The 12,102-nt window shown below is 54.5% G+C and carries 12 protein-coding genes; 6 read left to right on the top strand and 6 right to left on the bottom strand.

From position 1 onward, the window contains the following. Window positions 1–264 precede the first annotated feature (264 nt). Window positions 265–1,059: an enoyl-CoA hydratase gene (locus WA318_RS08995; protein ID WP_336080649.1), complete on the top strand. Its 795-nt coding sequence runs from the start codon at window positions 265–267 to the stop codon at window positions 1,057–1,059. 96 nt (window positions 1,060–1,155) lie between these two features. Beyond that, a complete protein-coding gene (locus WA318_RS08990; RefSeq protein WP_114097554.1) occupies window positions 1,156–1,791 on the top strand; it encodes a LysE family translocator in 636 nt (211 codons plus the stop codon). Here WA318_RS08990 and WA318_RS08985 read toward each other — a convergent pair. Beyond that, window positions 1,763–2,644: a sulfite oxidase heme-binding subunit YedZ gene (locus tag WA318_RS08985; protein ID WP_336080648.1), complete on the bottom strand. Its 882-nt coding sequence runs from the start codon at window positions 2,642–2,644 to the stop codon at window positions 1,763–1,765. The genes WA318_RS08990 and WA318_RS08985 overlap by 29 nt on opposite strands. Window positions 2,645–2,840: 196 nt before the next feature. Here WA318_RS08985 and WA318_RS08980 point away from each other — a divergent pair, with 196 nt between their 5' ends. Next, entirely contained in the window at window positions 2,841–3,263 is a 423-nt protein-coding gene (locus tag WA318_RS08980) for a CoA-binding protein (protein WP_336080647.1), read from the top strand. A gap of 95 nt (window positions 3,264–3,358) precedes the next feature. Here WA318_RS08980 and WA318_RS08975 read toward each other — a convergent pair whose 3' ends face one another. Both WA318_RS08975 and WA318_RS08970 read right to left on the bottom strand, forming a co-directional pair. Then, complete coding sequence (locus WA318_RS08975) at window positions 3,359–4,003, bottom strand: hypothetical protein (protein ID WP_336080646.1); 645 nt, start codon at window positions 4,001–4,003, stop codon at window positions 3,359–3,361. 173 nt (window positions 4,004–4,176) lie between these two features. After that, the gene (locus WA318_RS08970) at window positions 4,177–5,076 is read right to left on the bottom strand and encodes an OmpA family protein (RefSeq protein WP_336080645.1); all 900 of its coding nucleotides are present in this window, start codon (window positions 5,074–5,076) and stop codon (window positions 4,177–4,179) included. Between the two features lie 226 nt (window positions 5,077–5,302). Here WA318_RS08970 and WA318_RS08965 point away from each other — a divergent pair, with 226 nt between their 5' ends. The 3 genes from WA318_RS08965 (at window position 5,303) to WA318_RS08955 (ending at window position 7,521) form a co-directional block, all read left to right on the top strand. Next, the gene (locus tag WA318_RS08965) at window positions 5,303–6,271 is read left to right on the top strand and encodes a mechanosensitive ion channel family protein (protein ID WP_336080644.1); all 969 of its coding nucleotides are present in this window, start codon (window positions 5,303–5,305) and stop codon (window positions 6,269–6,271) included. A 193-nt stretch (window positions 6,272–6,464) separates the two neighbouring features. After that, the gene (locus WA318_RS08960; RefSeq protein ID WP_114097549.1) at window positions 6,465–7,046 is read left to right on the top strand and encodes a DJ-1/PfpI family protein; all 582 of its coding nucleotides are present in this window, start codon (window positions 6,465–6,467) and stop codon (window positions 7,044–7,046) included. Between the two features lie 160 nt (window positions 7,047–7,206). Further along, window positions 7,207–7,521, top strand: a complete 315-nt coding sequence (locus tag WA318_RS08955; protein ID WP_114097548.1) for a ribbon-helix-helix domain-containing protein — start codon at window positions 7,207–7,209, stop codon at window positions 7,519–7,521. Between the two features lie 37 nt (window positions 7,522–7,558). Here the strand turns inward: WA318_RS08955 and WA318_RS08950 are convergent, their stop codons facing one another. The 3 genes from WA318_RS08950 to pyk all read right to left on the bottom strand — a co-directional run bounded on the left by WA318_RS08950 (window position 7,559) and on the right by pyk (window position 11,874). Continuing rightward, complete coding sequence (locus WA318_RS08950; RefSeq protein WP_336080643.1) at window positions 7,559–8,515, bottom strand: hypothetical protein; 957 nt, start codon at window positions 8,513–8,515, stop codon at window positions 7,559–7,561. Between the two features lie 5 nt (window positions 8,516–8,520). After that, complete coding sequence (locus WA318_RS08945; protein ID WP_336080642.1) at window positions 8,521–10,035, bottom strand: DUF2336 domain-containing protein; 1,515 nt, start codon at window positions 10,033–10,035, stop codon at window positions 8,521–8,523. 420 nt (window positions 10,036–10,455) lie between these two features. Next, window positions 10,456–11,874 carry a pyruvate kinase gene (gene pyk, locus WA318_RS08940; protein ID WP_114097545.1) on the bottom strand — a complete coding sequence of 473 codons (1,419 nt, stop codon included), beginning with the start codon at window positions 11,872–11,874 and terminating at the stop codon, window positions 10,456–10,458. Window positions 11,875–12,102 lie beyond the last annotated feature (228 nt).

The following is a 12,102-nucleotide window of genomic DNA, read 5'->3' as shown; positions in this document are numbered from 1 at the left end:
CGGACGGGTTTCTGCGTTCTTAGTGCCTCCTGCCTTTTCTGGCGGGACACAAAACGGCTCGGCGCCCGGCTGGGACGCCGCGTATCACTATCACTCATCCACAACCTTACGGTTTTTTTGACCGTTTGACTTATTATCCTGGCGACAATCAATGCGATGCGCCTAAAGGGTTTTATTGATGACCCATTGCGTGCAATTCTACTACGATCACCTGTGGAAGAAAAACTAAAAACGACACCACCAACAGGCATCACGGAGGAACCCATGACCACAGAAACAGCCCCGTCCCCACTCGTCATCCGGCATGATCATGATGGATATGTCACCCTTGTCATGTCCAATCCTGCCCGGCGCAATGCCCTGTCGGGCGCGATGATGACGGCCCTTCAGGATGCGTTTGACCAGATCGCAAATTCCCCTGACATCCGGTGTGTCATTCTTGCGGCTGAGGGCCCGGTGTTCTGTGCCGGTCATGACCTTAAGGAAATGGGTGGCATATCGGAATGCGATCAGCATGCCAGTCTGTTTGCACAATGCAGCCGGTTGATGATGCGCATCGTGTCCCTGCCCCAGCCGGTTATTGCGCGGGTTCGCGGCATGGCAACAGCAGCAGGGTGTCAGCTGGTTGCGAGTTGCGATCTGGCGGTTGCGGCATCCACGGCGAAATTCGCAACGCCGGGCGTGAATATCGGGCTGTTCTGTTCGACCCCGATGGTCGCATTAAGCCGCAATATCGCTCGTAAACATGCCATGCGGATGTTGCTGACAGGTGATCCGGTTCCCGCCGAACTTGCCTTTAGCATGGGGCTTGTTTCCGATGTGGTTGACGAGGCCGACCTTGAAGCTGCCACTGCGGCCCTTGCCGCCGGAATTGCCGCACGTTCCGGCATGACGGTAAGACTTGGCAAACAGGCATTCTACAAACAGATCGAAATGCCGCTTTCCGATGCCTATGGCTATGCTTCCGACGTCATGACCGCCAATATGCAAAAACATGATGCGCGCGAAGGGATCGATGCCTTTGTTGAAAAGCGCCATCCGCAATGGCGTCACGAATAGCCGGAAGCGAACCGCTATGCATGGTTGCAGGAGGCTTGACACAATCATGCCGACGGTTCTTTGTGAATGGATAATATGTTCCTAGGAGTTACAACCATGCCGTTTGAAATTTGGCTCGCCTTTGTTGTTGCATGCACCGTCATCCTGATTATTCCCGGGCCGACCATCATGCTTGTCGTCAGCTACGCGCTGAGCAAAGGTCGTCAAACCGCATGGGCAACGGTTCCCGGTGTTGCCCTGGGTGATCTGACTGCAATGACTGTGTCTCTTGCCGGTGCCGGTGCACTGCTTGCAACCTCGGCAGATGCCTTCACCGTGCTGAAACTGTGCGGGGCGGGATATCTGATTTATCTTGGGATCAAGATGTGGCGCGAAAAACCCGATATTCTGCAAGACAATCCTGATGCCAAACGCAACCGTCCGTCGCGCATGTTCCTTCAGGCTTATGTGGTCACCGCCCTTAATCCCAAGGGCATTGTCTTTTTCATCGCCTTTGTGCCGCAATTCATCACAGCAGGCAGTCCGGTCCTGCCGCAATTTATTGTCATGACGGCAACCTTCGTGACGCTTGCCGCAGTCAATGTCGCCATCTGGGCCATCATGGCCGGTGCATTGCGTGAACGGTTCCGCAAACCCGAAGCCATGCGGCGTCTGACCCGTGTCGGGGGTGGTGTGATGATCGGGGCTGGCCTTCTGACCGCCCTTACCCGCCGCGCGAGTGCTGCGGCTTAAGACGCAAACTGCCTGCAAGGTTTGACATGATTGCCCGCCCGGCACCGTCCCGGCCAAACGGGTAAATCACCACCATCACAAGCGATACCAGCAACACATTCCATGCCGGGCGTAGCGGCCACATCCATTCAAGATTGGCCGCTGCCACCCGATCTGCCGGGATACCGGTAGCCAGTGCGTACCAGGCATATTCAATCCCCGCCGTTGTCAGCCCGGAAACCAGCGCAATGACAATCAGTGTGCTGGCAGACCGCAAGGCCCAGCCGCGCCAGTGCACAAACCGGTACAGCATCAGGGCAACAAACAATCCCGCCATCAGGGTCGCCTCACTGACATCGACCTTGGACTGCAAAAAGAAATGGATCACGCCCAGAACGGCAATGGGATAGACCAGCTTGTGCAACCGGCCCCATTTCGCCCCAAGCTTGCGCATGGCGGCCTTGGTCGAGGTCGCAGCAAGAACCGCAAGACCAAGCACCGCAACAAAGCCAATGGTCAGATAGATCCGCAAGACGATCTCGCTTGCTATGCGGCCAAGATCAAGATTCTGGCTGATCGCATACAGGCAAAGATGCATAATCGCATAGCAAAATGCCCCGACCCCGATTTGACGGCGCACCTGCACAAGCTTCGAAAACCGGGTTATGCGGCGCAACGGCGTGATCAAAAGCGAAATCAGCAATATGCGGATCGTCCAGTCACCGCTTTGAAGGATCGCGTCCTTGACCGGAATCGTTGCCCCGCCCTGCGCGATCACCGGCCAGAGTAACAAGGCACCGGGCACAAGCAACGCAATAAAAACAGCCAGTTTGAAAACGGAAAAACGTCCGGACGGGTCAAGCCATGGATACATGCAGTCAAAGCCTGTTCTAGTGTGTCTGTCTGTTACTCAAAGCGCATTTAACCGGCCACGTCATTTAAACTTGTCATCAACTTTCCGCGAGAACCGGCTTCCCGTCTTTGCCTGCCCGCACTTGACCGCAAACAGTTGCACCGCAATCGCAAACATATAACTATCACATCATCACCCCTGATGATGGATGGATCAAATGCCCCAGTTTGAAAACCCGAGTGACCAGAATATCAAAGCCTTGCTCGAAACCACAAAAACGATTGCGCTGGTTGGTGCCAGCCCCAAGGCCGAACGGCCATCCAATCGGGTGATGAAATTCCTGCTTGATCGCGGCTATCACGTCATCCCGGTCAATCCGGGTCAGGCTGGCGGACAAATCCACGGACAGACGGTTGTTGCCACTCTTGCCGACATCGCCGAACCGGTCGATATGGTCGATATTTTCCGCAATAGTGAAGATGCGCCCGGTGTGATTGACGAGGCCATCGCAATCGGCGCCAAAGCGGTGTGGATGCAGCTTGGCGTTCTGGCCCCGGATGCCGCAATTAAGGCGCAGAAACATGGTATGACGGCCGTGATGGATCGCTGCCCGGCTATTGAAATTCCCCGCTTGTTCTGAGCTGCCATTTCAGATCAATCCCCGATCAACCGGCAAAACAAAAGGCACCGGAAACCGGTGCCTTTATATATTCGATCATAGGGATGGTTATCAGCCTAACCGCGTCCGCATTTTGCCATCAATTCGGGTACCAAGCCCTGATTGCCGATAAAGACCGGCTGAACCGCACTGGTCACATTGTAGGTCGTGGTGTGCTCATCCATGATCTGGTCATAAAGACCCGATGTTTCGAGCACCAGCGACACTACCCCGTCAGGCTTGATGCGAAGGGCCGCAAACCCGTTAGCATATTCGGTGCGTGCGCATTCACGCCCCAGGATCGTATCGAAACGTTCAACCAGGGCATAGCGGGGGTTTTCAGTAAGATGTTCGCGTTTGGATATCGAGCCGGGCTGGACACTGGACGTGGGGATATATTTTCCAAACCGCACCTGGGACTGAACGATATATCCATCCGGGAAATAGACCGCGACATCTTCGGAAAGAAGAATACGGTCGCCAATCACCTGACCGGAACGCAAAAGCGCCTTGATGCGTTTCCCCGGAATTTCGCCTGAGAAGGCATTAAATCGCAGGTATTTTCCATCCCCGCGCTGATCAGCATAATATTTTTCAAAAGGCACGACTGGGGTGATATCGGCGGCTATTGCTGCCGGTGTGGTTGCCGCTGACGCCATGGCCAGTGCAAGTATTACGCCCCCCGAGCGTCGCGAAAAGACCGCCTTGATGGCCTTTATCATATGTCCCCGCCTCTCACTCTTACGCATCGAAATCTTTCGCAGAGATTATGCAGATTAATCCGAATTTCAACTGTAATTCCCACGAAAGTGTCCGGCACGGAAAAAAGCACATAAAAAAACAACGAGGTGGCATGATGCCACCTCGTTGCCAAAGATTTGGTAAATGACGGAAATCAGTCGACCGAAATCGTCACACGACGGTTGCGCGGTTCGCGAACACCATCCGGAGTCGGAATCAGAAGATCACCTTCACCAACGGCATCACTGTCGATCTGGTCGGCTTTAATGCCACGACCAGTCAACTGGTCAAGGGCGGCTTGCGCTCGACGCTCGGACAGTTTCAGGTTGTAGGCAGCAGAACCCGAAGCATCGGCGTGACCGACGATTGCAACATTGCCCATCGAGGATGCCCACTGTTCCGCAGCCGCATCAAGAACACGCTCGGAAACCGGGGTGATCGCAACACTGTCAAAATCGAAGAAGATCGTGAACAGACGTGCTTCCTTGGCAGCAACCGGTGCAGCCATCGGTGCCGGTTCAACCGCACGAAGCTCGGCCATTGCTGCTTCGAAATCTTTCCAGCACTGGCTAATCAGGTCATCCTGCCAGCCTTCCTCGCTTTCCTCGATCCAGCAATCGAATCGTGCCTGCGCAACGGCAGCGGTATCAGGCTTTTCTTCGCGCTTGCCATCATCAAGAAGCGCAATCAGTTCATCGCGAACAGCGCGTTTCTGTGCAACTTCCTCTGCCGAGAAACGCCAGTTTGCCGGATCTTCCGGCAGAATGTTTTCATCTTCGACGACCTTGCCAGCTTTCTTGGCAAAGAAATCAGCATCAAAGAAGTCGTACCATTCATCAGCTTCACGCTGCGCATAGGCAATATATTCAGCCTTCAGCGCCTTGCCGAATGCGGTTGTGGGTTCGGTACCGGAAATCGCGGAAGATACGGAACTGCTGTATGTCAGTGGGTTACCGCCATACATAGCTGCAGTACCGGAATTATCTACGCTGCTACATGCACTCAGAAGCGCTACACCACCAAGTGCACAAAGAATAGTCGGACGAAGCTGCATGTCTTACCCCTGTCGTGAAGGTTGTTATTCAGCGGATACTTTATCACCAAAGATGGTAATATTATGTCTCAAAACGACCGAAAACGCGATTTGTTCCATACCCGTAGAAAGAAATGGGTGTCGGTACACACTTTTCAAGAACACATAAACCTGTAATGCTTATTCTCTCATACCGTCGTATGAGTATCAACCAATACAACCAAGACACAGAGCGGACGAGGGTCAAATGATCGAAACCGATGTATCCAAGATCACAGTAATGCTAAAGGAGTTTGCGCTCGGCTTTGGCATGGATCTTCTAGGCGCAATTGTCATACTTGCTGTCGGCTGGTGGTTCGCCGGTCGCGCCTCGGCACTTGTGCGCCATTCGCTGAAAAATGCGAAGTTTGTTGATGCAACACTCAAACCTTTGGCAGCAAGCATTGTCCGCTACGCCGTGCTGGTTTTTGTCATCATCGCTGTCCTGTCGAATTTCGGCGTTGAAACCACCAGCATCATCGCGGTTCTCGGCGCCGCCGGTCTGGCAATCGGTCTGGCCCTGCAGGGCACCTTGTCCAACATTGCCGCTGGCGTAATGATCCTGATCCTGCGCCCGCTCAAGATTGACGAGTTTATTGAAGCAGGATCGGTCTCGGGCACCGTGGTTGAAATCTCGTTGTTCACCACCCTGCTCAAGACGCCGGACGGTGTGTTCATTTCTGCGCCGAACTCGCAAATCTGGAACAGCGCGATCAAAAACTATTCGCGCAACCCGACCCGCCGCCTCGACATCAAGGTTGGCATTTCCTATGACGACGATGTTGATGCCGGACTTGAGTTCCTTAAAAACCTCGTTGCGTCCGATCCCCGCGTTCTCAAAGACCCCGAACCGATGAGCTTTGTCGCCACCCTCGGCGAAAGCTCGGTCGATCTGACCGCACGCGGCTGGGTAGCGACGGCTGACTTCTGGCCGGCCTTCTTTGATCTGACCCGCAAATCGAAAACCGAACTGGAAGCCGCCGGCTTCTCGATCCCGTTCCCGCAACGCGATCTGCACGTCATCGAATCACCGGAAACGGCGAGTGCGACCAAAACTGTTGCCAAACCGGCAGGAAAGGCACCAGCCAAGAAACCGGCGACCCGTTCGCGCGCAACAACGGCCAAAACCGCAACCAAAACCACAGCTGCGAAAAAGCCGACCGAAAGCAAAAGCTGATCCGCGCAAATCACAACCATTAAAAGAGGCCCGAACGGGCCTCTTTTTTTGTGTCCGTGTCGTGCCAGTTCCTGACGAAAGCTACTTGCTGTCAGTGTAGTAGCCCGCTGTTACCCGCATGCCACCTTACAGGCGTATGATTTCTGACCGTGAAGGACAAAACAAACCACAACATCCCCCGGGAGGATATCAAATGTCTGCCAAAAAAATTCTGATGATCACAGGTGATTTCGCCGAGGATTACGAAACCATGGTCCCGTTTCAGACCCTGCTTGCGGTCGGCCACAAGGTCGATGCGGTCTGCCCGGACAAGAAAGCTGGTGATACGGTCGCAACCGCAATCCATGACTTCGAAGGCGATCAAACCTATAGCGAAAAACGCGGTCACAATTTTGCACTGAATGCGGATTTTGCCTCTGCGCGCGCGGAAAACTATGACGCGCTTCTGATCCCCGGCGGTCGCGCCCCGGAATATCTGCGCCTGAACGAGGACGTCATTCGTCTGGTGCGTGACTTCAATGACGCTGGTAAACCGATTGCTGCGGTCTGCCACGGCGCACAGCTTCTGGCAGCAGCCGACATCATCAAGGGACGCACGGTTTCGGCCTATCCGGCTTGCGCGCCCGAAGTCAAACTGGGCGGCGGCATTTATGCCGACATCGCCATTGATGACGCCTGCACCGATGGCAATCTTGTCACCGCTCCGGCATGGCCTGCGCATCCGAAATGGCTTGCCGCCTTCCTTGCTGTTCTTGGCACTGAAATCAACTTGTAACCGGATATCGCCCAATCGTGAGTTGCGTTTGGGCGATTTTTCCCTGACCATGGACCTCTGGTGTTAAACACTCTGCAGGGTCTGCCTTTGGACTGGTTACGGGCCCTGAAAAAAGCGGTCGGAATACAAAACCGGCCGCATCACAGGAAAGGCCGTCCTCATGTGTCAAATCTATTCAGGTGCCGAACCCGAACTTTATCAATGTGTCAGCCGTTCTGTACGGATCAATGGCGTGGTAACCAGCCTGCGTCTTGAACTGCGATTCTGGCAAATCCTTGATGAAATCTCGTCGGGTGAAGGTTTCACCACCCCGCAATTCCTGGGCAAGATTTATGACGAAGTTGTCGCACAACGTGGCGACATTCCAAACTTCGCATCGCTGTTACGCGTAATTTGCACAATTTATCTGGAAAAACAGATCGGGCTTCATACCCCGCTTGGCAAAGCTGAAACCGCGTCCCGTCTGGTCAGTTGACCCTGCCCGATATTTGTCGGGCACTGTCGGGCGAGTTCTAGTTCAGCCAGGAAGACAGTTCGCGCGTGCTGAACCCACCGCTTCGCATGATCGAAGGGTTGGCATTACGTGCAAGCTGCGGCTCGGCCGGTTTGATGATGGCATTGCGCCGATGCATCCCGGCTGCCGCCCCGAAGTCAATCTGTGAACGCGCCACCAGTTCGGCCGCCGTTGGCTGCTGCTTGCTGGCATTGATCGGGGTTTGCGGTGCCTGTTGCTTTTGCTTGGTCTCGTAGATCCAGCGCAATTCCTGCTTCAGGGTCTGATATTCCGGTGTATCGGGCGCAGAGTTAACCTCGTTAACAATCTGAAGCTTCACCATCTGCGGGAACCGGTCCAGCCGTTCGAGCAGCATGAATTTCACGCTTGGCCGCACCGCGTCTGATCGCATCAGCTTCATCACCAGACGGCGATAGATGTCAATTCGCAGATTTCCGTTTGATGCCAGCTCGATGAATTCTTCGACAAACTCGCGCGCCGCCATCTTGCCATCCAGAAGTGCGCGCAAATTATCGGCCATCGCCCGCCGATATGCCTCGCGGATTTCAACAACATGGTTGGATGCGCGCGTGCGCACCAGATGGAATGCTTCGGGGCTAAAGGCGTTCTTTGTCAGAAGCTTGGCACAATCGGCAACCAGCTCATGCTTGGTCGCATCGGAAACGACTTCAAACACGCCGGTAATCAGTTCCTTGCATTTGGCATGCGGTCCCATGCGGATCGCAGCCGCCAGCGCCATCGGGCTTTCCGGGTCACGGGTCGCAATCACGGCAAGTGCCAAAGGATCATCATATTGCATCAATGCCAGATCATTGCTTAGCAAATGCTCCGGCATCAAAAGACGCTGCTGCTTTGCTGCGCCGGTTACGGTCAATGGTTCGCCGCTTTGATAACTTTCCTTGATATTGAGCGCATATTTCAACGCGTCATACGAGATGCCGTGATTGCTGCTCATGGCACTCAGTCTCCTTTTGGACCCTTGGTGAGTCGCTTGTCAGAGACCAAGCCTTCAAGGCCACCGCTGTTGCGTCCCGTTCTCGGCCGGATATTCGGGTTCAAACCGGGGTTCCGCTTGGCGTTTACAGCCGGTGCAACCGTATCCTTTTCGACACGTGTACGCGCTGTGGCGGGCTTGGTGTCGTTGAAGAAATCGATATACCAATCCATATCGGTTGAGGCCATCGCATACCGTCCCCCCGCTGCCGGGCTTTCGATATTGGCTTCGGGAATGCCGTTGCTGATTTGCAGCACCACCGATGACGGTGCAGTCATGCCCGCACGCCATGCAAGGGCAGTAATCGCACGCGCGCTTCCGGAATCAAGGATTTTCGAAACTGCACTGACCGGTATCTGTGCGTAATGCGCAAGGGACTGCACGACAAGTGCGTCCTCGTTGCGCGATACCGCATCAAGAATATACTGATCAATCGTCATTTTCTGGTTTGATGCGGCTTCCTGTTCGTGATCAAGCATCACGTCATCGGTCACATCCATCGCCATTGTGCTATCGGCTGCATAAAGCGGCATGCGGTTTTCAAACCGCGCCTTTTCAATACGCTGGCGCACGGACTGGCGAAGGGCACGTGCGACTTCGGTGCGCATGCGTCCCTGCTCGACCAGCGTATCAAACAGCGATGCCATGATGAAATGCGCGACACGACGCTGGGCCTGACGCGAAATGCGGCTTTGCCCACCCATAAGGTCGTTGCCCGATGTTGTCGGGGCATTTGTCTTGCGTTCTGCGAAATGCGGGGTCATGGACACTACATTGCGCGGCGCATCGTCAGATGACAGCAACCGGTTCAGAAGACTGCTTTTTTCTTTCTCGGCTTTCTGTTCGATCAGGCGTGCTCTTGCCGCGGCTTCCTGTTCTTCACGCGCACGTTCGGCAGCGGTCTGAACAAACTCGCCGCGTCCGCGCATGATATCAAGGAAATCGGAATCGCTCAGAAGTTCGATATATTCACCGATCGACACCCGACCAATAGCCTGAATGTCCTGGCGCAGGCGGCTTGCAGCCTGACGGGTCATATAAGGCGTATGGCCCAGTTCCTGCTCAATCAGATTGATCACCTGCGGGCGATAGCATTCACCCATATTGGCAATGGCCGCGACGAATTCCTCGACCATCTCAAGGCGCTCGGACGGACTGACATCATGCAGGTGACGGCGCAAACGGCGCGCAACATCCATACGGACATCGCTGTCAAAATCCGGAGCATCATCGTCATCATCAGCATGCGCCATTTCCGTTGAAAGGCGTGCCGCATGTTCAAGCGCGCTTTGTTCTGAAATCTCTTCGCTGGAGCTTTTGCGGGGGATCGACCGCCCACGCGCATTGCCGGCATCGGCAGAAAATGCATCAGGTGCGACTGTACGGACAGTTTCAGCAAGATCACGAAGCTTGGCAGTGGCTTTGTCATCAAGCCCCGCGTCACCCGTATTTTTCTGCCGATTGAACATCCAACTCAGCATTATCGCAGCTATTCCCCTGGTCCCTTGCCTGGCGGCATATCAGGCATCAAACAATGCAGATACCTATGTTTTTTATGTTTTGTCAGAACAGTTTAACCAGAACCGACAGTGATACACAACCAGACTAGACGTATAAATTCATTACCCCAACATCAAAGGCCGAAACCATCAGGCACAGCCTTGATTACCAATAGACTATCGACGCAAAGACTCAAAAAAACATTAACAATACAGCGCACTATACAAACCGGTGATATTCACCGCGAAAGTTGGGCGAACCTGCTCGCTTTTCCCGCACCGAAATTCACCGATACCTGCCCTCTCCCCTGCCCGCATCCGGCCTTTGGGCACAAAAAAGCGGGCGACCGATCCGGCCGCCCGCTTGTTAAATCTGTTATCCGGATATCTTGATGATCCCGATCAGTTGCTTACCCATGCAATGCGCAGGATATTGGTCGCACCGGGCGTTCCGAACGGAACACCTGCGGTGATCACCAGTGAATCACCCGGACCGGCAAATTCTTCGCGCTGGGCGACTTCACAGGCAATGCCGACCATTTCGGCAAAGTTGGTCGCATCCCGGGTAAAGACCGGATGCACACCCCAGCATAGCGCCAGACGACGTGCAGTCTGAATGCGCGGGGTCAGGCCAAGAATCTGAACTTCCGGACGTTCACGCGCGGCACGGAATGCCGTGGAACCGGACGTGGTATAGTTGACCACGGCTTTGGAGCCGATCGTGGCAGCAACCTGACGGGCTGCGGCACTGATCGCGTCCGGTGCGTTATGTTCCGGATCCGGGCGGTTGGCATCACGCATGCGGTAGTAAAGCTCGTCCTGCTCAACACGGACCAGAATGCGGTCCATGATCGAAACGGTTTCAAGCGGATACTTGCCAACAGCACTTTCTGCCGACAGCATCACGGCATCGGCACCGTCATAGATCGCAGTCGCGACGTCAGATGCTTCTGCACGGGTCGGTGCCGGGTTCGATACCATGGAATCAAGCATCTGGGTTGCCACGATCACCGGCTTGCCAGCTTCACGGCAGGCTTTGATGATCCGTTTCTGAAGAATCGGAACATCTTCCGGCGGGCATTCCACACCAAGATCACCACGGGCAACCATCACCATGTCAGACAGCTCGACGATCTCGTCGAGATGCTCGATTGCCTGCGGCTTTTCCAGTTTGGAAACGATGGCTGCACGGCCCTGGATAAGCTTGCGGGCTTCGGCGACATCTTCGGGACGCTGAACAAACGACAGCGCGACGAAATCGACGCCCATTTCCAGACCGTAAACCAGATCGGCACGGTCTTTGTCCGTCAGCGGCGACAGCGGCAACATGACGTCAGGAAGGTTAACACCCTTGCGGTTTGACAGCGGACCACCGGTGATGACCGTACATTCAGCCGACTTGTCATCGCATTTCTCAACACGCATGCGCAGCTTGCCATCATCAAGCAAAAGGTTCGCACCCGGTTTCAGGGCTGCGTAGACTTCCGGATGCGGCAAGGAAACGCGCTTGTTGTCACCCGGCGTCTTGTCCATGTCGAACTTGAAGGTGTCACCAGCTTCGAGTTCGACCTTCTCGTCGGCAAAGGTGCCAACACGGATTTTCGGCCCCTGAAGGTCCATCAAAATCCCGATCGGACGACCAAGCTTTGCTTCGACAGCACGGATAGCTTCAAAACGGGCCAGATGTTCTGAGTGTTCCCCATGCGAGAAATTCAGGCGAAATACATCGACGCCTGTTTTCACGATTTTCTCGAGGATTTCTGGCTTTGAACTCGCCGGCCCCAGGGTCGCGATGATTTTCGCCTTACGTTGACGGCGCATCAGCTACTACCTCTTGTTATTTGGTTTACACGTGAGCCCTACCGCTTCGGCCTGCATCTGCGGCGAGGCGTCAGGGCGTCCTGATATTTTTCTGGGGGTACCCCCTTAATAGTCAATCAGCCCCTATTTGAACAGGGACTTTTCTTTAAATGCCTTTACAAAAATGTGATTTTTCACTGGACAATTACAAGAAGCACCCTCTTAAAAGAGGTGAAAAGCCGCATTCGC

It is taken from the genome of Thalassospira sp. CH_XMU1448-2 (genome assembly GCF_037027285.1).
Classification (GTDB): domain Bacteria; phylum Pseudomonadota; class Alphaproteobacteria; order Rhodospirillales; family Thalassospiraceae; genus Thalassospira; species Thalassospira profundimaris_C.
Note: the sequence above shows the minus strand (reverse complement) of the source record. Positions and strands in the feature narration are given on the sequence as shown.